The sequence below is a fragment of the Streptomyces argenteolus genome (genome assembly GCF_042902585.1).
Classification (GTDB): Bacteria; Actinomycetota; Actinomycetes; order Streptomycetales; family Streptomycetaceae; genus Streptomyces; species Streptomyces argenteolus.
This window is the reverse complement of sequence record NZ_JBIBEG010000004.1, coordinates 421991-444330: the sequence shown is the minus strand read 5'-3', so window position 1 is coordinate 444330 and position 22340 is coordinate 421991. Positions and strand designations below refer to the sequence as shown.

Below are 22340 nucleotides of genomic sequence, written 5' to 3'. Positions count from 1 at the left end.
CGTACACGCACCTCCGCATCCAAAGGATCATCATGACCTCCTCCTCCGACTCCTCCGGGCGCCCGTGGCTGCGCCCGCTCACCGGCGGCGGTCCGGCGCACCTCGCCTACGGCGCCGACTACAACCCGGAGCAGTGGCCGCGCGAGGTCTGGAAGGAGGACGTCCGGCTGATGCGCGAGGCCGGGGTCACCGTCGTCTCCGTCGCGATCTTCTCCTGGGCCCGTCTGCAGCCGGCCGAGGACCGCTGGGACTTCGCGTGGCTGGACGAGGTGCTCGACCTGCTCCACGACAACGGGATCGCGGTGGACCTCGCCACCGCCACGGCCTCACCGCCTCCCTGGCTCACCACCCTGCACCCGGAGATCCTGCCGGTCACCCGGACCGGTGAGACGCTCTCGCAGGGCGCGCGGCAGCACTGGCGGCCCACCTCGCCCGTCTTCCGAAGGCACGCCCTGCGGCTGGTGGAAGCCATGGCCACCCGTTACGCGGACCACCCCGCGCTGGTCGCCTGGCACATCTCCAACGAGCTCGGCTGCCACAACATCTACGACTACTCCGACGACGCGGCCCGGGCCTTCCGCGACTGGCTGCGCGCCCGCTACGGCACCCTCGACGAGCTCAACCGGGCCTGGGCGACCTCCTTCTGGTCCCAGTACTACGGGGAGTGGGAGCAGATCCAGCCGCCCAGACTCGCCGCGAGCCACGCCAACCCCACCCAGCAGCTCGACTTCAAGCGCTTCTCCTCAGACGCGCTGAGGGACTACCTCAGGGCCGAACGCGAGATCCTGCGCCGCATCACCCCCGAGATACCCGCCACCACCAACTTCATGGTGATGAGCGGGACCAAGGGCATGAACTACCCGGAGTGGGCCCAGGAGATCGACTTCGTCTCCAACGACCACTACACCCGGCCCGGGCCGCAGCGCCTGGACGAGCTCTCCTTCTCCGCCGGCCTCACGCACTCCATCGCCCAGGGCAGGCCCTGGTTCCTGATGGAGCACTCGACCAGCGCCGTCAACTGGCAGCCCGTCAACGTCGCCAAGGGCGAGGGGGAGCTCGCCCGCGACTCCTTGCTCCACGTCGCCCACGGAGCCGATGCGGTCTGCTTCTTCCAGTGGCGCCAGTCCGCCGCCGGCGCCGAGAAGTACCACTCGGCGATGGTGCCCCACGCGGGAGCGGACAGCGCGGTGTTCCGCGCGGTGAGCGCCCTCGGCAGGACTCTGGAGGCACTCGCCCCGGTCGCGGGCTCCGTGCGCGAGCCCGCGCGCGCGGCGCTGGTCTTCGACTGGGAGTCCTGGTGGGCCGTGGAACGCGACTCGCAGCCCTCCTCGCTGCTGGACTACCGGCAGGAGGTCCTCGACTGGTACTCCGCGTTCCTGGCGCTGGGAGTCCGGGTGGACGTCGTCACGACCACGGCCGACCTCGGCGTCTACGACTTCGTCGCGGCCCCCCTGCTGCACGTCGTCCCGCAGACGCTCGCCGGCCGCCTGGGTGCCTACGTGCGCGGCGGCGGCCACTTCGCCACCACCTACTACTCGGGCATCGTCGACGAGAACGACCACGTGCACCTCGGTGGGTACCCGGGCGCGCTGCGGGACCTGCTGGGCATCCGCATCGAGGAGTTCGGCCCGCTGTGCGACGGCGAGGAGGTGACGCTCGACAACGGCCTGTCCGGCACTCTGTGGACCGACCGGATCGACCTGACCGATCCCGGTACCGAGGTGCTCGCGCGGTACACGTCCGGCGACCAGGCGGGCCGGCCCGCCCTGACCCGCTGTGCCCGGCCGGACGGCGGGTCCGCCGCGTACGTCTCCACCCGTCTGGACGGCCACGGGCTCACCGAGGTGCTGCGATCCCTGCTGTCCGCCGCGGGTGTGGCCGGCGAACTGCCCGCAGGGGCGCGGGGGCTGGTGGAGACGACCGTACGCACCGACGGCTCCAGCGCCTACTGGTTCCTCGTCAACCGCACGGACGGGGACGTCGCCTGCGGGGCGGTGGCAGCGGAGGTCCTGACGGGGCCGTCGCCCGTTGCCGGGGAGAGCCTGGTGCTGCCGCCGCGGGGCGTCGCGGTGCTCCGCGTGCCGGCCGGGGCGACTCCCTTCGCCTGAGCGGCCGGGCCCGGCACGCCTCCGGGCGTGCCGGGCCGAATGGGCGTGCGCGTGTACCGATCGTTGCGCTGTCCGGCTGACGCCGCTCAAGGCCCGCCCCGGATGTGGACGAAGGGACAGGTGTTCGCACGTCACGGGCCTGACGCGGTCCGTGACCCGCTCCTCCGTCTCAAGGGAGAACGCATGCGCCTGCGCGCCCGCTGGGCACCAGCCGCTCTACTGCTGATCGCCCCCCTGATCGGCACCACCCCGGCCACGGCCGACACCGGCGAGACTCTCGTGCCGGTGCAGAAGTCGGCCCGGGCCGTGCCCGGGCAGTACATCGTCACCCTCTCGCCCGATCAGAAGCCGGCCGCCACGGCCGAGCAGCTCGGGGTCGACACCCTCTTCACCTACAGCACGGTCCTGCACGGTTTCGCGGCCTCCCTCACGTCCGCCCAGCTCGAGAAGGTGCGTGGCGCGGCGGGTGTGCAGACGGTCGAGGAGAACAGCGAGGCCTCCGTGTCGCCGCCCGCGGCCAGGAAGGGTGCCAAGAGCCGCGCCGTGGCCGCGAGCTGGGGACAGGACCGCATCGACCAGCGCGCTCTGCCGCTGGACGGCGCGTACGACGTGGCGGGTACCGGCCAGGGCGTGACGGCGTACATCCTCGACACCGGCATCGAGTCGGCGCACGCCGAGTTCGGCGGCCGGGTGGGCGCGGGGTACGACGCGATCGGCGACGGCCGGGACGGCGAGGACTGCAACGGCCACGGCACCCACGTGGCCGGGACCGTGGCCGGCGCGACGCACGGCGTGGCCCGTGCGGCCTCCCTGGTGCCGGTACGGGTCCTCGACTGCGAGGGATCGGGCACCTGGGCGGGCATCATCGCGGGCCTCGACTGGATCGCGCAGAACGCCCAGCAGCCCGCCGTCGTCAACGCCTCCCTGGGCGGGCCCGCCTCGTCGGCGGTGGACGACGCCTTCGACGCCCTGGCGGCCGAGGGCACCCTGCCCGTCGTCGCGGCGGGCAACGAGAACCAGGACGCCTGTGACGTCTCCCCGGCGCGTGCCGCGGGCGTGATCGCCATCGGCGCCAGTGACGACCAGGACCGGCAGGCGACGTTCAGCAACTGGGGCACGTGTGTCTGGCAGTACGCCCCGGGCGTGGACATCGTGAGCGCGAAGCTCGGCGGGGGATCCACGACGCTGAGCGGGACCTCCATGGCCAGCCCGCACGTCGCCGGCGTCGCGGCCCTCTACAAGGAGCAGAACCCTGACGCCTCCCCGCAGGAGGTCGCCGACTGGCTCGCCGCGGAGGCGACCCCTGAGGTCCTGACGGGTCTGGGCACCGGTTCGCCCGACCTCCTCCTCCACACAGGCGGCCTCTGACCCGTTCGAGCCGTACGGGAGCGGGGCCCGCAGCACGCGGGCCCCGCTTCGCCATGTCGTGGAGCAGGCACTTTCCGGAACCTTGCAGCTCCGCGCAAATAACTTACGTAACCTTCCGGACGTGTCATTGCGGGGACCGGTCCGCGAATCAGGCCCGGATGGTTGTCTTTCGGGTTCTCACGGCGCGAGTTCCGGCGTTCCGGTTTCTGTCCCAACGGTGGACGCTCTCGCCCTTCTCTGCAACTCTCTGACAGCTATACGCAAAAGACCGCTCAGGGTGTGCAGGAAAAGGCTGCCCAGGGCGGTCCAGTCAGAGCCGCGCCCTCGGCGCGCCCCGTGCCGAGGCCGAAGATCGGGGACATATGAGAGCCCAACGCTGGAGATGGCGGGCCCTTTCCGCCGTGGTCACCACCAGTCTTCTGATGATCGGATGGCCGTCGCTCACCGCCGCGGCGGCCGACGGGCCCAACATCGCCGCGGGCCGGACCGCGGCGGCGAGCAGTGCCGGCGAGTACGCCGCCCGCAACGTGACGGACGGCAACCAGGCGACGTACTGGGAAGGTTCGGGCGGCGCGCTGCCGCAGTGGGTCCAGGCCGACCTCGGCACCACCGCCCGGGTGGACGAGGTGACGCTGAAGCTTCCCGCGGGGTGGGAGACCAGGCAGCAGACCCTCTCCGTCCAGGGGAGTGCCGACGGCACCAGCTTCTCGACCCTGAAGAGCTCGGCGGCGTACACCTTCAGCCCCGGCACCTCCAACGCCGTGAAGATAACCTTCCCGGCCACCCAGACCCGGTTCGTGCGGGTGAACGTCACGGCCAACACGGGGTGGCAGAACGCGCAGCTCTCCGAACTCGAGGTCAGGGCCGCGGGCGAGTCCTCCGTCAACCTCGCGGCGGGCAGGACGCTCAAGGCGAGCAGCTGGACCGAGACGTACACGGCCTCGAACGGCAACGACGGCAACCGGGCCAGCTACTGGGAGAGCAGGAACAACGAGCTCCCGCAGTGGATCCAGGCCGACCTCGGTGCCTCGGTCCGGGTCGACCGGGTCGTGCTCCGGCTGCCCGACGGCTGGGAGCAGCGCACCCAGACCCTGAAAATCCAGGGCAGCGCCGACGGCACGGAGTTCAGCGACCTGACCGCGTCCAAGGCATACACCTTCAACGCAGCGGGCGGGCAGTCGGCGACGATCTCCTTCGACGCGACCACGGCCCGCCACGTGCGGGTGCTCGTCACCGCCAACTCCGTCCAGCCGGCCGCCCAGCTTTCCGAACTGGAGATCTACGGCCCGGCCACCGGTGACACGCAGGCGCCCACCGCGCCGTCCGGTCTGGCCTTCACGCAGCCGGCCACCGGCCAGATCAGGCTGACCTGGTCGGCGTCCTCGGACGACACCGGCGTCACCGGCTACGACGTCTACGCCGACAACACGCTGCTGACCAGCGTGGCAGGCGGTGTCACCACCTTCACCGACACCCGCCCGGCGAGCGAGACCGTCTCCTACTACGTCAGGGCCAAGGACGCGGCGGGCAACCAGTCGGCCAACAGCAACACCGTCACCCGCACCGGCGACTCAGGTGACACGCAGGCGCCCACCGCGCCCTCGGGTCTCGCGTTCACGGAGCCGGCCACCGGGCAGATCAAGCTGACCTGGTCGGCGTCCTCGGACAACAAGGGCGTCACCGGCTACGACGTCTACGCCGACAACGTGCTCCGCAAGAGCGTGGCGGGCGACGTGACCACGTACACCGACACCCAGCCCGCCGCCGCGACCGTCAGTTACGTCGTGCGGGCCAAGGACGCGGCGGGCAACGTCTCCGGCGCCAGCAACACCGTGACACGGAACGGGTCCACGAGCAGCGCCTCCAACCTCGCCGTCTCCAAGCCGATCACCGCCTCGTCGGTCGTCCACACCTTCGTCGCGGCCAACGCCAACGACAACTCCCTCAGTACGTACTGGGAGGGCGCCGGCGGCAGCTACCCCAACACCCTGACCGTCAGGCTCGGGGCGAACGCCGACACCGAGAGCGTGGTCGTCAAGCTCAACCCCGACAGCGCCTGGGGAGCCCGCACCCAGAACATCCAGGTGCTCGGACGGGAGCAGGACGCCACCTCGTTCACGAGTCTGGCCGCCGCCAAGGACTACGCGTTCAGTCCGGCGACGGGCAACACGGTGACGATCCCGGTCACCGCCCGGGTGGCCGACGTCCAGCTGAGGTTCACGGCCAACAGCGGATCCGGCGCCGGTCAGGTCGCCGAGTTCCAGGTGCTGGGCGCTCCGGCCCCCAACCCGGACCTCCAGGTCACGGCGGTCGCCGCCTCACCCTCGGCCCCCGTCGAATCGGACGCCATCACCCTGTCGGCCACCGTCCGCAACTCCGGCGCGCTCGCCGCTCCCGCCGGCAAGCTGGACTTCGAGCTCGGCGGATCCAAGGTCGCCACCGCCTCGGTGGGCGCACTCGCCGCGGGTGCCTCCACCCAGGTCACCGTGTCCGTGGGCGCGCGTGACGCGGGCAGTTACACGCTCGGAGCCGTCGTCGACCCGGCGGACGCGATCATCGAGCAGAACGAGACGAACAACCGCTTCACCAGCGGCACCCCGCTGGTGGTGAAGCCCGTCTCCAGCTCCGACCTCGTGACGAGCGCGGTCACCACCTCCCCGTCGTCCCCCTCGAACGGCGACACGGTCACCTTCTCCGTCGCCGTGAAGAACCAGGGCTCCGTGGCCTCCGCGAGCGGCAGCCACGGGATCACCCTCAGCCTGATCGACTCCAAGGGCGCCACGGTCAAGACCCTCACCGGCGCGCACAACGGCGCCATCGCCGCGGGTTCCACGACCGCACCGGTCTCCCTGGGCACCTGGACGGCCGCCGACGGCTCGTACACGGTGAAGGTGGTGCTCGCCGACGACGCCGCGGAACTGCCGGTGAAGCGCGCGAACAACACGAGCACCGAGTCGCTCTTCGTCGGACGAGGCGCCGACATGCCCTACGACATGTACGAGGCCGAGGACGGTGTCACGGGTGGCGGGGCGAAGGTCGTCGGCCCCAACCGCACCGTCGGGGACGTCGCGGGCGAGGCGTCGGGCCGCAAGGCCGTCACCCTCGGCAGCACCGGCACCTACGTGGAGTTCACCACCAGGGCCGCCACCAACACCCTGGTGACGCGGTTCTCCATCCCGGACGCCCCGGGCGGCGGCGGCATCGAGTCGAAGCTGAACGTCTACGTCGACGGCACCTTCCTCAAGGCGATCGACCTCACCTCGAAGTACGCCTGGCTGTACGGGAACGAGACCGGGCCGGGCAACGACCCGAGCGCGGGCGCGCCCCGCCACATCTACGACGAGGCGAACGTCCTGCTGGGCCGGACCGTACCGGCGGGCAGCACGATCCGCCTGCAGAAGGACGCGGCCAACACCAGCACCTACGCCATCGACTTCGTCAGCCTGGAACAGGTCTCCCCGGTGGCCAACCCGGACCCGGCCACCTACACCGTGCCGGCGGGCTTCACCCACCAGGACGTCCAGAACGCCCTCGACAAGGTCAGGATGGACAGCACGGGCACCCTCAAGGGCGTCTACCTGCCGGCCGGAGACTATTCCACCGCCGGCAAGTTCCAGGTCTACGGCAAGGCCGTGAAGGTCGTCGGCGCAGGGCCCTGGTTCACCCGGTTCCGTGCTCCGTCCACGCAGGACAACACCGACATCGGGTTCCGTGCGGAGGCCAGTGCGAAGGGCTCGTCGTTCTCGAACTTCGCGTACTTCGGCAACTACACGTCCCGCATCGACGGGCCGGGCAAGGTGTTCGACTTCTCCAACGTCTCGGACATCGTGATCGACAACATCTGGAACGAGCACATGGTGTGCCTCTACTGGGGCGCCAACACCGACGGCGTCACGATCAGGAACGCGCGGATCCGCAACATGTTCGCCGACGGCATCAACATGACCAACGGGTCCACGGACAACCACGTGACCAACAACGAGGCACGGGCCACCGGCGACGACAGCTTCGCGCTGTTCTCGGCGATCGACGCAGGCGGCGCGGACATGAAGAACAACGTCTACGAGAACCTCACGTCCCTCCTCACCTGGCGGGCCGCGGGTGTGGCCGTCTACGGCGGTTACGACAACACCTTCCGCAACATCCTCGTCGCCGACACCCTGGTGTACTCCGGGATCACGGTCAGCTCACTCGACTTCGGCTATCCGATGAACGGTTTCGGCACCGGTCCCACGGCGATCGAGAACGTCACGGTGGCGCGGGCGGGAGGGCACTTCTGGGGGAGTCAGACCTTCCCCGGGATCTGGCTGTTCTCGGCCTCCAAGGTCTTCCAGGGCATCAGGATCTCGCACGTGGACATCGTCGACCCGACGTACAGCGGGATCATGTTCCAGACCAACTACGTGGGAGGACAACCGCAGTTCCCCATCAAGGACACGGTCCTCACCGACATCTCGATCTCCGGGGCGCGCAAGAGCGGTGACGCCTTCGACGCGAAGTCGGGCTTCGGACTGTGGGCCAACGAGATGCCGGAGGCGGGACAGGGCCCTGCCGTCGGCGAGGTCACGTTCAACGGGCTGAAGCTCAGCGGCAACGCCCAGGACGTCAGGAACACCACCTCCACCTTCAAGATCGGCATCAATCCGTAGGCATCGCCCCACCGTACGAGCGTGGCCCCGCGCCGGACCGGCGCGGGGCCACGCCGCGTTCCCGCCGTCGGTCCGCGCAGAGCCCGTGTGCCCTTTGCAGGAGGAAGTCTGTCTCTTGCGGCCTTTGCCGCGCACGATCGGCGTGGAGGGCTCCGGGGGCGGCCGGTGGGGCCGCTCGATGGGGTCCTGAAGGCGCCTCGCGGAGCGGCGTTGTCGAGGCGCCGAGGCGCTTCCGCCTGACGCTTCCTCACCTGCGGGACACTGTCAAACTTTTACGAAAACTGCGCGAGATATTGCGATCGCATGAGGGCGGTGGTTGAGTGTGCCGCGCCCCGGCAGAGAGTCGGCCGAGGTCTTCCGTGCTCATGCCCGAAGGGGATCACCGATGAGAAGTGCTGGGTTCCGCCGTACCCGCCGTGCCTCCGCCGCCGCCGTCGTCACCGCGCTCGCCCTGACCGCCCTCGCCTCCTGCGGCACGAGCAGCAGCGGTGGAGGGGAGGACAACTCCGGTGGCGGCTCGTCCGATCCGTCGGCACCGCTCGACCCGAAGACCAAGGTGACGCTGACGATCGACTGCATGCCTCCGGCCGCGAAGGCCGCGGAACGGCGTGAGTGGAACGAGGACGTCAAGACGTTCAACAAGAAGTACCCGAACGTCAAGATCGACGGCAGGTCGACGCCGGGCCAGTGCCTGGAGCCCCCGCGCTTCACGGCGATGCTGAAGGGCAAGTCCCAGCCTGACGTGTTCTACGCGTACTTCACCGACCTGCAGCAGGTGCTGGACAACGACGGCGCCGAGGACATCTCCGCCTACGTCGACGACACGTCCGTACCGGCGCTCAAGGACATCCAGCCCCAGGTCCTCGACGTCGCCCGCAAGGACGGCAAGCTCTACGCGCTTCCGACCAGCAACTACACCATGGGCCTCATGATCAACCGGAAGCTCTTCACGCAGGCCGGCCTGGACCCGGACACCCCGCCGGCGACCTGGGACGAGGTCCGCGCGGCGGCCAGGAAGATCGCCGCGCTCGGCAAGGGCATCGCGGGCTTCGGCGAGTACAGCGCGGGCAACAACGGAGGCTGGCACTTCACCGCCACCCAGTACGGCCTGGGCGGCGACGTCGTGGACGCGAGCGGGAAGAAGGCCGCCTTCAACGATGCCAAGGGCAAGCAGGTCCTCCAGCAGCTGCACGACATGCGCTGGGAGGACGACAGCATGGGGCAGACCCAGCTGCTGAAGTGGGGCGACCTCCAGAAGCAGATCGCCACCGACAAGCTCGGCATGTTCCTCGCCGCACCCGACGACATCACGTACATGGTGCAGCAGCTCGGCGCGGAGTACGCGAACTTCGGGATGGGCCCGATCCCCGGGGGCGAGGCCACCCTGTTCGGCGGCAACAACTACATGATCAAGAAGGGCAGTTCGCCCGACAAGATCAAGGCGGCCGTGGCCTGGCTGAACTTCCAGAACCTCACTCCGAAGAAGGGCCAGTTCGACTGGGGCCGCAAGAAGGCGGACAACCTGCCCGTCGGGCTGCCGCAGCCCAACTTCTTCGTCGGTGCGAGCAAGACGGCGGACGACGCCGAGCGGGTCGCCCACGCCACCATGCCCGTCGAGAACTTCAAGGCGTTCATGGACAACCCCGTGCAGGGCAAGGCCGAGCCGCCGAAGGCCCAGGAGATCTACAAGATCCTCGACAACGCGATGTCCGCGGTCCTGACCAACGAGGACGCCGAGATCGACAAGCTGCTCGACACCGCCGAACAGCAGGTCGACCAGGTACTGGCCAACCAGTGACGCAGGCGCGGGGCCTGGTCGTGCGACCCGGCCCCGTGCCCGGACCGTCCGAACGCGAGCGACCGCACCGGCACCGAGGAGAGACCATGTCGGCCCCCACCCTGTCCACCGGGAAGACGAGCGCAGCGCCGCCCCGTAGCCCCCGGCCCGCACCCGGACCGGGATCCGGCCGTGAGGAGTTCGTGCGCGCCGTGCGCCGCAACCTCTCGGCGCACGGCTTCCTGATCGGAGCGGTGCTCTGCTTCTCGTTCTTCTCGTGGTATCCGATGGTCCGGGAGTTCCTGCTTGCCTTCCAGAAGACCGAGGACGGCAGGACCACGTGGGCCGGCTGGTCGAACCTGAGCTACGTGCTCAACGACCCGGCGTTCGGCCAGGCCTGGCGCAACACCCTGCTCTTCACCCTCCTGGCGCTCCTGCTGGGCTTCGCGGTCCCGTTCGCCGTCGCCGTCGTGCTCAACGAGTTCCGGCACGCGCAGGGATACCTCCGCCTGCTGGTCTACCTCCCGGTCATGCTGCCGCCGGTCGCCTCCGTGCTGCTCTTCAAGTACTTCTACGACCCCGGCTACGGACTCTTCAACCGCGTCCTGGAGTTCCTCCACCTGCCCGCCCAGCAGTGGCTCCAGGACCCCGGCACCTCCATGCTCTCCGTGGTCATCGCCTCCACCTGGATGAACATGGGAGGGGCCACCCTGATCTACCTCGCCGCCCTCCAGGGCATCCCCGGCGAGCTGTACGAGGCGGCCGAACTCGACGGCGCCGGGCTGCTGCGCAAGATCTGGCACGTCACCATCCCGCAGACCCGGCTCATCCTGTCGCTGCTCCTGCTGATGCAGATCATCGCCACGATGCAGGTCTTCACCGAACCGTTCCTGCTCACCAACGGCGCGGGCCCGGAGGGCTCCACCACGACCGTCGTCTACCTCATCTACCAATACGCCTTCAACTTCAACAACTACGGCGGAGCGGCGGCCCTCGGCCTCCTCCTGCTGGTCGTCCTCGCGGGCTTCTCCGCGGTGTACGTACGCCTCAGCCGCAGCAGCGAAGACTAGGACGGGAGCACCACGATGGCATCGAGCACCCTTGTCTCCCGGCAGCGGGCCGGCGGCGGACGCAGGGCCCGCCGCCGGGAGGAGGAGCAGGGCCGCCAGCGGACCCTGATCTCACCGGCCCAGCTCGGCCGGCCCCGGGGGAGGGCGGTCTACTGGATCGTCTTCGCCCTGGTGATGGCAGCCTTCACCATGGTCTTCCTCGGGCCCCTGTACTGGATGGTCACGGGCGGCCTCAAGACCACCCAGGAGGTCGTCCAGAGTCCGCCCACCGCCTTCCCCTCCTCGGTCCACACGGAGAACTACTCCCAGGCGTGGGACGTCATGAATCTGGCGCGGCTGCTCTTCAACACCCTCTACTACGCGCTGGGGGCACTCGTCTTCCAGCTCGTCCTCGACGTGGCCGCCGCCTACTCGCTCTCCAAGCTGAGACCGGTCTTCGGCAAGGCCGTCCTCGCCATGATGCTGGCCACGCTGATGATCCCGGCGACCGTGCTCGTCGTACCGCAGTACCTCACCGTGCTCGACGTGCCGATAGTCGAGCGCAACCTGCTCAACTCGCCGTGGGCGATCTGGCTGCCGTCGGTGACCAATGCCTTCAACATCTTTCTGCTGAAGCGGTTCTTCGACTCCATCCCGGGCGAGCTCCTCGACGCCGCGGCCATCGACGGTGCCTCGCCCCTGCGCACCCTGCGCTCCGTCGTCCTGCCGATCTCCCGGCCGATCCTCGGAGTCGTCTCCATCTTCGCGGTCGTCGGGGTCTGGAAGGACTTCCTCTGGCCCATGCTCACCCTCCCGGACCCGGCGAAGCAGACCCTCAACGTGGGCATCTACTCGCTGTCCAACGGGGTGCCGCAGAACGTCCTCATCGCGGCGCTCACCATCGCGTCCGTCCCGACGCTGCTGATCTTCCTGCTCTTCCAGCGCAACATCATGAGCGGTCTCACCGCGGGCGGTCTGAAGGGCTGACACCGGCCCGGCCACCGCCTCCCGCCAGCACTCCGCCGCCGGCCCACCGATGCAACGCCCCGCGTCAGGGCCGGGGACGGAGTACCTCCTGCCCGAAAGGAACGCCCCGTGGCAGCCATCCGTCCGACCGAGGCCACCGCACCCTGGTGGCGCGACGCCGCCATCTACCAGATCTACGTACGCAGCTTCGCCGACGGCGACGGAGACGGCACCGGCGACCTCGCGGGAGTACGGGCCAAACTGCCCTACCTGGTCGAACTGGGCGTCGACGCCCTCTGGTTCACCCCCTGGTACCTCTCCCCGCTGGCCGACGGCGGCTACGACGTGGCGGACTACCGGGTCATCGACCCCGCCTTCGGTCATCTCGCCGAGGCCGAGAAACTCATCGCCGAAGCCGGCCAGCTGGGCATCCGCACCCTCATCGACATCGTGCCCAACCATGTCTCCGACCGGCACAGCTGGTTCCGGGCCGCGCTGGCCGCTGCCCCCGGCAGCCCGGAGCGCGAGCTCTTCCACTTCCGCGAGGGGCGCGGCGCGAGCGGCGAGATCCCGCCCAACGACTGGGTCTCCGAATTCGGCGGCACCCCCTGGACCAGACTCCCCGACGGCCAGTGGTACCTCCACCTGTTCGCCCCCGGCCAGCCCGACCTCAACTGGGCGCACCCCGCCGTCCGTCAGGAACACGAGGACGTCCTGCGCTTCTGGTTCGAGCGCGGGGTGGCGGGCGTACGGATCGACTCCGCAGCCCTGCTCGCCAAGGACCCCGCCCTCCCCGACTTCACCGAGGGCGCCGACCCCCACCCCTACGTCGACCGCGACGAACTGCACGACATCTACCGCTCCTGGCGCACCATCGCCGACCGCTACGACGGGATCTTCGTCGGAGAGGTGTGGCTCCCCGACTCCGAGCGCTTCGCCCGCTACCTGCGCCCCGACGAGCTGCACACCGCCTTCAACTTCACCTTCCTGGCCTGCCCCTGGGACGCCGGTCTCCTGCGTTCGGCGATCGACGACACGCTCGCCGAACACGCACCCGTGGGGGCACCCGCCACCTGGGTGCTGTGCAACCACGACGTGACGCGCACGGTCACCCGCTACGGGCGCGAGGACACCGGCTTCGACTTCGCGGCCAAGGTCTTCGGCACCCCCACCGACCTGGAACTCGGCACCCGCAGGGCCCGCGCGGCGGCTCTGCTCTCGCTGGCCCTGCCCGGCGCCGTCTACCTCTACCAAGGTGAGGAGCTCGGCCTGCCGGAGGCCGACATCCCGCTCGACCGGATCCAGGACCCCATGCACCTGCGCTCCGGCGGCATCGACCCCGGACGCGACGGATGCCGGGTGCCCCTCCCGTGGTCCGCCGGCCGGCCGCACGCGGGGTTCGGCTCCGAAGCCGAACCGTGGCTCCCGCAGCCAGCGTCCTGGCCCTCGTACGCCGCCGACGCGCAGGCCGCCGACCCGGGCTCCATGCTCAGCCTGTACCGCCGGGCGCTGCGGCTGCGCCGGGAGGAGCCGGGATTCGCCGAGCCCGCCGACGGGGCGGGCGGCCTGAAGTGGCTGCCGTCGCCGCCGGGCGTCCTCGCGTTCGCGCGGACCCACGGGCTGATCTGCGTCGTCAACCTCTCGGGAAACCCGGTTCCGCTCCCGGACCACGACGGCATGCTGCTGACCAGCGGCCCGCTGGACGCATCGGGCCTGCTGCCCGACGACACCGCGGCCTGGCTGCGCGTGACGCGATAGCGGGGGAGGGGAGGCTGCGGCAGAGTGGTCGTATGGATGATCTCAACGCCCTCGCCGACGAGCACCTGGCCGCGGCCCGCGCTCACGCGCACGGGCGCAGCGCGCACCTGCTGCTGCGCCAGGAGCCACTGCGGCAGACGGTGATCGCGCTCACCTCGGGATCCGCCCTGGACGAGCACAACGCTCCGCCCGCCGCCTCGCTCCAGGTGCTGCGCGGAGCCGTCCGGCTCACCGCGGAGTCCGGGGACGTGGACCTGACGGAGGGCGGGCTGCACCCCATCCCCCAGGAGCGGCACGGGCTGCTCGCGCTCGAGGACGCGGTGGTGCTGCTCACCGCCGTGAACGACTGAGCCCACCTGGAGTAGGGCCGCGGGTTCGAGGCATGAGAGAAAGGGAGGCGACCGGGGCGCCGTGTCCTCACGGACGGCGTCCCGCCTCCCCGCCCGTCCTTCGTCCCCCGGAGACTCCGCGTGCCCAGCAGTACCGACATCCCCGCCGCGGAACGCACCCCGCCCCGGGACGGCCCCACCGGCGCGAAGCGGCGCTGGGGCGCCGCCCTGCGCCGTACGCCCCTCTCGGTGTGGAACGACGACCTCTCCGACTGGGCGGCGGCGCTCACCTACTACGCCATCCTGGCGCTGCTCCCGGCGCTCCTGGTCACCGTCTCCGTCATCGGCCTGGCCAACCCCGACGCCACCAGCGCCCTGATCGCCGACATCACGGCGTTCGCGCCGGCCGAGTCCGGAGCGGCGCTGCGCCGCCCCCTGGAGGCGGCCACCCAGGAGCGCACCGCCGTCTGGCTGCTCGTCGCCACCGGGAGCGTGAGCGCCGTGTGGTCGGCCTCCAGCTACCTCGCCGTCTTCCGCAGGGCGATGCATGCCATGCACCAGGTGAAGGACACCCGGCCGCCGCTGCGCCAGGCGCACATCATCGTCCTCTCGGCCGTGGGGCTGCTCGTCCTGCTGATGGCCAGCGCCTTCGCCCTCGTGCTCACCGGGCCCCTGGCGCGCTGGCTCGGACGCAGGGTGGGCCTCGCGCACGCCGGGGAGACACTGTGGGCGGCCCTCAAGTGGCCCGTGCTGCTCTGCCTGGTCGCCTGCCTGATCGTGGTCCTCTTCAGCACGGGTCCCCGCTCCGCGCGGAGCCCGCGGCGTGCGCTGCCGGGAGGGGTGCTCGCCGCCTTCCTGTGGCTGGTCGCCTCGGCGGGGTTCGCGCTCTACGCCACCCACGTCGCCAGCTACAGCCGGCTCTACGGGTCCCTGGCGGGGCTGGTGGTGTTCCTGATCTGGGTCTGGTTCACCAACCTGGCACTGCTGACAGGCGCCCAGTTCAACGTGGAACTCGCGCGCACACCGGACCGGACCGGCCGGGAGGTGACCTGAAGGGCCCTCAGGCCTTGTGGGAGCGCTCCCAACTGTGAAGGATGAGGTGATGACAGAGACCGCGCACGTGCGTTCCTACCGGCCCGGCGACCGTGAGGCCCTCGCGGACATCTGCGTCCGCACGGCCGACAACGGCGGTGACTCCAGGCATCTGTACCCGGACCCGGGGCTGATGCCGGCGCTGTTCGCCGAGCCCTACGCCCACCTCGAGCCCGAGCTGACCTTCGTCCTGGACGACGGCTCCGGGCGTGCGGTCGGATACGTCCTGGGCACCGCGGACACACCGCGGTTCGTGGACGCGTTCCGCCGGGTCTGGATCCCCCGGGTGTCCGGTCGGTTCCCCGAGCCCGAAGGGGAGCCCGGGACGCTCACCGAGGCGATGACGGCCCTCATCTACCGCCCCGAGCGCATGATCCTGCCCGAACTCGCCGCATACCCGGCGCACCTGCACATCGACCTGCTGCCGCCGTGGCAGCGCAAGGGGTACGGCAGGGAGCTGATGGGCGTCTTCCTGGACGCGCTGCACGCCCGGGGGATCCCGGCCGTCCACCTCTCCATGCTGACGGCCAACACCCCGGCCCGGGCCTTCTACGACCGGCTCGGCTTCGGGGTCATCGACGTACCCGACCCCGGTCCGCTCACCTATCTCGGCCGCTCCACGGGGGGTGTGGGGCCGACCCGATGGGCAGGTAGTGAGGGGCGAGCCCGGGCGAGGGCCGAGGCCGCACATACGGAGGGGTGAGGAGAATGACCGACCGGAGCACGTGGAGTTTCGCGGACGACCGGGGGCGGCCGGCGGCTGCGGACAGGCGCCCGTCCCGGGTGCTCGCGTACATCCAGGCGGGAGCGACCCTGTGGGACCACGGGATATGCCCGGAGGGCATCTTCGGTTCCGGCCACGACGGGGCGGAGCCGGACCGGGCGAAGACCGGCGCGCTCCCGCTGGACGCCGTGGACTACCGGGGCGCCGGTGACGGCCTGGACGTGGAGACACTGCTGCGCGGCGCGCCCGACCTGGTCGTCGCCGTCAGCTACGGGCACGGCCAGCTCTACGGACTGGACACGGAGACCGCCAAGTACCTGGAGGAGCGCGTCCCGGTCGTCGTGATCGACGTGGGTCAGGCACGCACCCTGGACCAGGTGTCCAGGCGTTTCGCCGAGCTCGCGCAGTCGCTCGGCGGCGCGCGGGAACCGGACGCGACCAGTGGCCTGGACGCCGCCCGCAGGCGTCTGCGTGCCGTCGCGGGCACCCGGCCCGAAGGGCTCAGGGTGGTGGCACTCTCGCCCGCGGACCAGGAGCAGGCCTACATCGCCCGTCCCCAGATGTGGCCGGAGCTGCGGGTGCTGGCCGAGCTGGGAGTCCGCCTGGTGTCCCCGCCCGACGGGGCGGGGGTCAACTGGGCGACCGTCGGCTGGGCGGACGCCGCGGCGCTGGAGCCGGACATCGTCCTGACGGACGTCCGGGCCCATGCGGTCCCGCTCGTCGAGATCGCCGCCCCCGCCTGGCAGGAGACGGGGCGCCGGGCGCGGACCGTGCCGTGGAATCCGGAACCCCTGTGCAGTCCGCAGGCCCATGCGCGCTTCCTCGGCCTGGTCGCGGACGCCGTCGAAGGGGCGGCGGGCGACTGAACGAGTTTCCCAAATACATTCTGCAAAAACTATGTGGCAAAGTGCCGTCGCGCTCTAGGCTGCCGTCATGGACAGCGACTCGACCCGCCGCGTGCTCGACCCAGGGCGCGACGTCGCCGCCCTGAAGGCACTCACCCACCCTCTGCGTCTGAAGCTGCTCGGCCTGCTGAGGGTGCACGGTCCCGCGACGGCCAGCGAGCTGGCGGTCAGCACGGGGGAGTCGTCCGCCTCGACGAGCTACCACCTCCGGGTGCTGGCCAGGTACGCCTTCGTCGCCGAGGCTGAGCACCGCGACGGACGCGAGCGGCGCTGGAAGTCCGTCCACTCCGTCACCTCGGCGGACAACGCCGCCATGCTGGCCACCCCGGCGGGCCGGGCGATGCTGGTGATGGGCCGGCGCCGCCAGATCGAGCACCTGCAGCAGGCGATGGAACAGCACGAGGCGGACATCGACGAGGGCCGGCTCGGCGAGGAGTGGCACGACCCCTCGGGGATCGACGACCTGATGCCACGGCTGACCCCGGAATCCCTCAGGGAACTCCGCGACGCCTTCGCTGCCAAGCTCACCGAGCTGACCGCGCGTGACGAGCACGACCCCACGGCCCGGCGGGTCGTGCTCGTCACCGCAGGGCTCCCGCTCGCCACGGACCTCCCCGCCACCCCCGCGGCCCCGGACGCCGGGGACGGCGGGTGATGCCGGCGCGGGGGGACGGCGGACGCCCCGTCGACGAGACGCGCCGGGGCGAGGACGCGCGCAAGGGCGGGCCCCACCAGGGCGAGGCGGACACGCGGAAGGCCCAACCGCATCCGGACGAGGGCACGCCGGCCACGGGGCCGGACGAACGCACCGCGCGCCGCAGATACGTCACCGTGTCCTTCCTCTTCTGGCTTCCGGCGGGCCTCGCCCTGGCCCCCATGGTGCTGCTCCTCACCGAACGCGGCCTGGCCCTCGCGGCCGTCGCCGGTGCCTTCGCCGCACACTCCCTGACCGCCGCCGCCCTGGAGCTTCCCACCGGCGGCCTCTCCGACGTCGTCGGCCGCCGCGTGGTCCTGGCCTGGGCCGGAGTGCTCAACGCCTGCGCCCTCATGCTCGTGGGCCTCGGGTCGGCCCCCTGGGTGCTCGCCCTGGGAATGGCTCTCATGGGCGCGGGCCGCGCCCTGTCCAGCGGGCCCGCCGAAGCCTGGTACGTCGACACCGTGCGCGCCCGCTCGGGACCCGACGCCGATCTCCGTACGGGACTGGCACGCGGCAGCGCCGCGGCGTCCGGCGCGATCGCGCTCGGCACGCTCCTGGGCGGCGGCCTGCCCTGGCTGCTCGGCCTAGGCCCGGACCCGGGAGACTGGCTGCGCCGAGCCACCTCGGGGCTGGTCGTGCCGCTCTCCGTGCCCGCGCTCCTGGGCGTCGCCGTCCAGATCGTCTTCGTCCTCCACGTCCTTCGCGCCCTGACCGAGCCGCGCCGGCCCACGGCCGTGACCGCTCGCGCGATCGTGGGGACCGTCCCCGGCACCGTCGCCGCGGGGCTGCGGCTCGGCGCGCGGGACGCGCTGGTCCGCCGCGTCCTGATGACCGCGGGCGCCGCCGGCACCGCGCTGGCGGCCCTCGAACTCCTCACCCCGGGACGTGCCGCCGCACTGACCGGGACGGCGGAGTCCGGCGCCGTGCTCTTCGCCGGTCTCGCCGCCGCCGGATTCATCTGTTCCGCGCTGGGCAGCCACCTGGCGCCTCTCGTCGCCCGGCTGGCCGGGAGCGGCGAGCGCGCGGTCCTGACGAGCCTCGCGGTGAGCGCCGCCGGGCTGCTGACGCTCGGCGTCACCGTGTCCGTCACCGGTGCGCCCGCCACGGCCGTGGCCGCCGCCGGATACGGGCTGGTCTATCTGGGCCTCGGTGCCGCCGGCCCCAGCGAGAACGACCTGCTGCACCGGCGCGTCGACGACTCGGGCCGCGCCACGGCCCTGTCCGTACAGTCACTGGCCCAGCAGCTGGTGGGGGCGCTGGCCGGACTGGCCGTCGGCCTCCTGCCCGCGGGCCCGCTGCCCTGGCTGCTCGGCGCCTTCGTGCTGCTGGGCGGAGCGCTGCTCTGGATCAGGCGCACCGCCGCCGTTCCCGTCCCGGAGATGGGCGGGGCCGCCTGATCCGCTGCTCCGTACGGACGCCCCCGATCGCGCTCGCCCCCGCCGTTGGGGAGGCTGGTCCGGAGCGGACGCGAGTTCCCCGTACCCCCAAGGAGCAGGCATGCAGCAGGACAAGCACCCGTCGTACCGCCCGGTGGTCTTCCGTGACCGTTCCGCCGGGTACGCCTTTCTCACCCGGTCCACCGCCTCCAGTGAGCAGACCATCGAGTGGGACGACGGGAACAGCTACCCGGTCATCGACGTGGAGATCTCGGCCGAGAGCCACCCGTTCTTCACGGGCAAGGCGCGCGTGGTCGACACCGAGGGCCAGGTCGCCAAGTTCGAACGTCGCTACGGCGACGAAGGGCGTGAGGGCGCCTCCTGAACCCCGGGTCGCGGCGACCACCGCGCACCGGGCAGAATCGGCGGCCGGGTCGCCCGCCCCGGGCGGAGCTCCCACCGGCCCGTCCCGCCCGCGCCTCCCAGGAGACCCGCCCCCGTGCCCGAAAGCCCCGCTCTCCTGGTCATCGGTGAATGCGTCGCCGACATCGTCCGCCGCCCCGGTGAGCCGGACCGCACCCATCCCGGCGGCAGCCCCGCGAACGTCGCCTACGGTCTGGCCAGGCTCGGCCGCGACACCACCCTGATCACCCAGCTCGGCCCGGACGCGAACGGCCGGCTGATCGCCGGCCATCTGGCCTCCGCCGGGGTGCGGGTGCTGACGGACGGCGGTGCGGCGCCCACCCCCGCCGCCACGGTCGACCTCGACGATGAGGGGCGGGCCACCTACGGCTTCGAGATCACCTGGACACTCGGCCCGGTGCGACTGCCGGACCCCCCGCCCTCGCACGTCCACACCGGCTCCCTCGCCACCGGCCTGGAACCGGGGGCGGACACGGTCCTGGAACTCGTCCGGGCGCTCCGGGCCACAGCCACCGTCAGCTACGACCCCAACGTGCGGCCCGGACTGATGGGGGACCACACCACCGCCGTGCGCCGCGCCGAGCGGTGCGTGGCACTGAGCGACGTCGTCAAGGCGAGCGACGAGGACCTGCGCCGGCTCTACCCGCGAGATGCCCCGGAGCAGGCCGCCGAGCGGTGGCTGCGCTCCGGTCCCGCCCTCGTCCTGGTCACCCGGGGCGCCCGGGGGGCGTCGGCGTTCCTGCCCGGTACGGTCGTGGACCTGGGCGCGCCGCCCGTCCAGGTCGCCGACACCGTGGGCGCGGGCGACGCCTTCATGTCGGGCACCCTGCACGCCCTGGCGTCGCACCGACTGCTCGGCGCCCAGGGCCGCGCGCGGCTGCGTTCCCTGGACACGCCCACGCTGACCGACGTGCTGCGCCACGGAGTCGCGTCAGCCGCCGTGACCGTGCGGCGGGCCGGCGCCCTGCCGCCCGGCGATGAGGAGCTGGCGAACGCGCTGACCAGCGCGCCTTTCCCCGAGCCATCAGGGTGACAGGGTGTCCTCGCCCGTCCCCCTGTCGTTCAGTTCGTATGACCGTGACCCTTACCGACACCGCCCCACCGACCACCACCGAACTGCTGACCGGCGTCCTCCTCGGTCCGGAACACCGTCGCGAGCACGGCTTCTGGCAGCGCCTGATCAGCACAGAACCGTTCCGCCGCCGCGCCGGCGGGACGCCCGAAGAGCGACTGGACCTCGCCTACGACCGGTTGCGGGTCCTCAACCTCTCCCTCGACAGCGGGGCGCGCCTCGCCGCCGACCCACGCGCCCTGGCCGCCCTGCACGCCTGGCTCGGCCCGGTGGACCCGGCGCTGACCACCGTGGCGGGCATCCACTACAACCTCTTCCTCGGCAGCCTCCTCGACCACGACCGCTCCGGCCGCCGGGACCTGTCGGACTATCTGTCCATGCGGCGCATCGGCACCTTCCTGTGCACGGAAGTGGCCCACGGCAACAACGCCGCCGCCATGGAGACCACCGCGACGTACGACCGCGAGCGGGACGGCTTCGTCCTGCACACCCCGAACGCCGGCGCGCAGAAGTTCATGCCCAACACCAGCCCGGCGGGCGGACCCAAGTCGGGCCTGGTCGCCGCGCGTCTGGTGGCCGACGGCTCGGACCACGGCGTGCGGCTCTTCCTGGTGCCGCTCACCGACGCCGAGCGCGCGCTGCCCGGCATCCGGGTACGGCGGCTGCCCGCCCGGATGGGCAGCCCCGTGGACCACTGCCTGACCTCCTTCGACCAGCTGTTCGTGGGGCGTGACGCGCTGCTGGAGACCGACGAGCCGGACGGTCCCCCGGGCGAGTTCCGGACCGGACCGGGGGACAGGCGCCGACGCTTCCTGACGTCGATCGGACGGGTCACCCACGGCAGGGTCTCGATGAGCGCCTGCGCGGCGGGCTCCGCCCGCGCGACCCTGGCGGTCGCCGTACGGTACGGCGGCCACCGGATGATCTCCGGCTCCTGGCGCACGCCGCCCGTGCCGGTCAACGCCCACCGGACCCACCACGGACCGCTCGCCTCCGCCATGGCCATGGTCTTCGCCATGAGCCTGCTGCACCGCCGGGCCCAGGAGCGGTGGGAGAGCTGTACCGAGGGGGCCGCCCGGGCGGAGGCGGGGAGACTCGTCGACGTCGCCAAGGCCTGGATCACCTGGCGGGCCCGCGAGGTCATCGTCGAGAGCCGTGAACGCTGTGGTGCGCAGGCCCTGCTGGAGAACAACGGCATGACCGAACTCGTCACGGGCGTGGAGGGCGCGATCACGGCGGAGGGGGACAACATCGCCCTCTACACCAAGGCGGCGGCCGACCTGCTGCTCGCGGACGGGCCGGCCCGCGAGCACGCCGGCCCCGGAGGGGAACCCGGGGACCTCGCCGACCCGCGCTTCCTGGTCCGGCTGCTCACCGCGATCGAGGACATCTGGTTCACCCGGGCGAGGGCGCGCGCGCTGCGGGTGCCCGGCACCGACGCCCTCGGGCAGTGGAACGCGGCCTCCGGGCCCGCACTGCGCGGCGTGGAGGCCTACGCCTACCGCCACGCCGCGGAGGCCTACGCCGAGGCCCGCGACGCCCTGCCCGAAGGGCCGGCCAGGGAGCGGCTCGGGGAGCTGGAGCGGCTGTTCGCCGTCCAGTGGGTGGCCCGCAACAGCGGCGACCTGCTGGCGGCGGGCCTGCTGAGTGGCGATCAGACCGAGGCACTGGCAGAGATCACCGAGGAACTGATCGCGGCCGTCGCCGCGCACGCATCCGAACTGGCCGACTCGTTCGCCCTGCCGGCCGAACTGCTCGCCGACTGGCCGATCGCCGGACCCGGTTACGCCGACGCGTACGACGATCCCCAGGGTCCGTGGCACACCTCCCTGACGGACCTTCGATGAGCGCCCCGCACGGGGCACGCGGTGGGCGGCCCGCAGGCGCACGGGTGACGGAACGCCTGGAGGTCCTGGGGCTGCGCGCCGTGCTGCTCGCGTACTGGGGCACGGTGTCCGTGCTCTCCGTGCTCGCCCCTGGCGGCAGGCCCCCGGTGGACAGCGGCGAATCGGTTCGCCCCAAGGGCTGACCCGCCTGACGGCCCGCA

Annotated in this window: 17 protein-coding genes; all 17 read left to right on the top strand. The window is 71.5% G+C overall.

The window, feature by feature from the left end:
- Positions 1-32 precede the first annotated feature (32 nt).
- The 17 genes from ACFY8O_RS17940 (at position 33) to ACFY8O_RS17860 (ending at position 22322) form a co-directional block, all read left to right on the top strand.
- Positions 33-2108, top strand: coding sequence for a beta-galactosidase (locus tag ACFY8O_RS17940; RefSeq protein WP_387903359.1), 2076 nt, complete (start codon positions 33-35; stop codon positions 2106-2108).
- Positions 2109-2291: 183 nt separating this feature from the next.
- A complete protein-coding gene (locus ACFY8O_RS17935) occupies positions 2292-3476 on the top strand; it encodes a S8 family peptidase (protein WP_387903357.1) in 1185 nt (394 codons plus the stop codon).
- Between the two features lie 362 nt (positions 3477-3838).
- Complete coding sequence (locus ACFY8O_RS17930; RefSeq protein ID WP_387903354.1) at positions 3839-8125, top strand: discoidin domain-containing protein; 4287 nt, start codon at positions 3839-3841, stop codon at positions 8123-8125.
- A gap of 385 nt (positions 8126-8510) precedes the next feature.
- Complete coding sequence (locus ACFY8O_RS17925) at positions 8511-9923, top strand: extracellular solute-binding protein (protein WP_387903352.1); 1413 nt, start codon at positions 8511-8513, stop codon at positions 9921-9923.
- Positions 9924-10009: 86 nt separating this feature from the next.
- A complete protein-coding gene (locus tag ACFY8O_RS17920; protein WP_387903349.1) occupies positions 10010-10972 on the top strand; it encodes a carbohydrate ABC transporter permease in 963 nt (320 codons plus the stop codon).
- 15 nt (positions 10973-10987) lie between these two features.
- Positions 10988-11938, top strand: coding sequence for a carbohydrate ABC transporter permease (locus tag ACFY8O_RS17915; RefSeq protein WP_387903347.1), 951 nt, complete (start codon positions 10988-10990; stop codon positions 11936-11938).
- Between the two features lie 108 nt (positions 11939-12046).
- A complete protein-coding gene (locus ACFY8O_RS17910; protein ID WP_387903345.1) occupies positions 12047-13675 on the top strand; it encodes a glycoside hydrolase family 13 protein in 1629 nt (542 codons plus the stop codon).
- A 32-nt stretch (positions 13676-13707) separates the two neighbouring features.
- On the top strand, positions 13708-14025 hold the full coding sequence (locus tag ACFY8O_RS17905) for a cupin (RefSeq protein ID WP_145812845.1): 318 nt from the start codon (positions 13708-13710) through the stop codon (positions 14023-14025).
- Between the two features lie 120 nt (positions 14026-14145).
- Complete coding sequence (locus tag ACFY8O_RS17900; RefSeq protein ID WP_387903343.1) at positions 14146-15057, top strand: YihY/virulence factor BrkB family protein; 912 nt, start codon at positions 14146-14148, stop codon at positions 15055-15057.
- A 49-nt stretch (positions 15058-15106) separates the two neighbouring features.
- On the top strand, positions 15107-15799 hold the full coding sequence (locus ACFY8O_RS17895; protein ID WP_387903340.1) for a GNAT family N-acetyltransferase: 693 nt from the start codon (positions 15107-15109) through the stop codon (positions 15797-15799).
- A gap of 5 nt (positions 15800-15804) precedes the next feature.
- Entirely contained in the window at positions 15805-16686 is an 882-nt protein-coding gene (locus ACFY8O_RS17890; RefSeq protein ID WP_387903338.1) for an ABC transporter substrate-binding protein, read from the top strand.
- 67 nt (positions 16687-16753) lie between these two features.
- Positions 16754-17380 (top strand): helix-turn-helix domain-containing protein, encoded by a 627-nt coding sequence (locus tag ACFY8O_RS17885; RefSeq protein ID WP_387903335.1) that lies wholly within the window; start codon positions 16754-16756, stop codon positions 17378-17380.
- On the top strand, positions 17380-18819 hold the full coding sequence (locus ACFY8O_RS17880) for an MFS transporter (RefSeq protein WP_387903332.1): 1440 nt from the start codon (positions 17380-17382) through the stop codon (positions 18817-18819). The genes ACFY8O_RS17885 and ACFY8O_RS17880 overlap by 1 nt, the downstream gene beginning before the upstream one ends.
- Before the next feature lie 100 nt (positions 18820-18919).
- Positions 18920-19183, top strand: coding sequence for a type B 50S ribosomal protein L31 (locus ACFY8O_RS17875; RefSeq protein ID WP_145812833.1), 264 nt, complete (start codon positions 18920-18922; stop codon positions 19181-19183).
- Between the two features lie 114 nt (positions 19184-19297).
- Positions 19298-20254, top strand: coding sequence for a carbohydrate kinase family protein (locus ACFY8O_RS17870; RefSeq protein ID WP_145812831.1), 957 nt, complete (start codon positions 19298-19300; stop codon positions 20252-20254).
- Positions 20255-20292: 38 nt separating this feature from the next.
- On the top strand, positions 20293-22140 hold the full coding sequence (locus ACFY8O_RS17865) for an acyl-CoA dehydrogenase family protein (RefSeq protein ID WP_387903327.1): 1848 nt from the start codon (positions 20293-20295) through the stop codon (positions 22138-22140).
- Between the two features lie 44 nt (positions 22141-22184).
- The gene (locus tag ACFY8O_RS17860; RefSeq protein WP_387903325.1) at positions 22185-22322 is read left to right on the top strand and encodes a hypothetical protein; all 138 of its coding nucleotides are present in this window, start codon (positions 22185-22187) and stop codon (positions 22320-22322) included.
- Positions 22323-22340: the final 18 nt, after the last annotated feature.

Excerpts from the sequence above, each read along its gene's own strand:
- ACFY8O_RS17895 (WP_387903340.1), top strand. The coding sequence starts at position 15,107 with ATGACAGAGACCGCGCACGTGCGTTCCTACCGGCCCGGCGACCGTGAG.
- ACFY8O_RS17930 (WP_387903354.1), top strand. The coding sequence starts at position 3,839 with ATGAGAGCCCAACGCTGGAGATGGCGGGCCCTTTCCGCCGTGGTCACC.
- ACFY8O_RS17915 (WP_387903347.1), top strand. The coding sequence starts at position 10,988 with ATGGCATCGAGCACCCTTGTCTCCCGGCAGCGGGCCGGCGGCGGACGC.
- ACFY8O_RS17935 (WP_387903357.1), top strand. The coding sequence starts at position 2,292 with ATGCGCCTGCGCGCCCGCTGGGCACCAGCCGCTCTACTGCTGATCGCC.
- ACFY8O_RS17865 (WP_387903327.1), top strand. The coding sequence starts at position 20,293 with ATGACCGTGACCCTTACCGACACCGCCCCACCGACCACCACCGAACTG.
- ACFY8O_RS17905 (WP_145812845.1), top strand. The coding sequence starts at position 13,708 with ATGGATGATCTCAACGCCCTCGCCGACGAGCACCTGGCCGCGGCCCGC.
- ACFY8O_RS17885 (WP_387903335.1), top strand. The coding sequence starts at position 16,754 with ATGGACAGCGACTCGACCCGCCGCGTGCTCGACCCAGGGCGCGACGTC.
- ACFY8O_RS17920 (WP_387903349.1), top strand. The coding sequence starts at position 10,010 with ATGTCGGCCCCCACCCTGTCCACCGGGAAGACGAGCGCAGCGCCGCCC.
- ACFY8O_RS17880 (WP_387903332.1), top strand. The coding sequence starts at position 17,380 with ATGCCGGCGCGGGGGGACGGCGGACGCCCCGTCGACGAGACGCGCCGG.
- ACFY8O_RS17890 (WP_387903338.1), top strand. The coding sequence starts at position 15,805 with ATGACCGACCGGAGCACGTGGAGTTTCGCGGACGACCGGGGGCGGCCG.
- ACFY8O_RS17875 (WP_145812833.1), top strand. The coding sequence starts at position 18,920 with ATGCAGCAGGACAAGCACCCGTCGTACCGCCCGGTGGTCTTCCGTGAC.
- ACFY8O_RS17925 (WP_387903352.1), top strand. The coding sequence starts at position 8,511 with ATGAGAAGTGCTGGGTTCCGCCGTACCCGCCGTGCCTCCGCCGCCGCC.
- ACFY8O_RS17940 (WP_387903359.1), top strand. The coding sequence starts at position 33 with ATGACCTCCTCCTCCGACTCCTCCGGGCGCCCGTGGCTGCGCCCGCTC.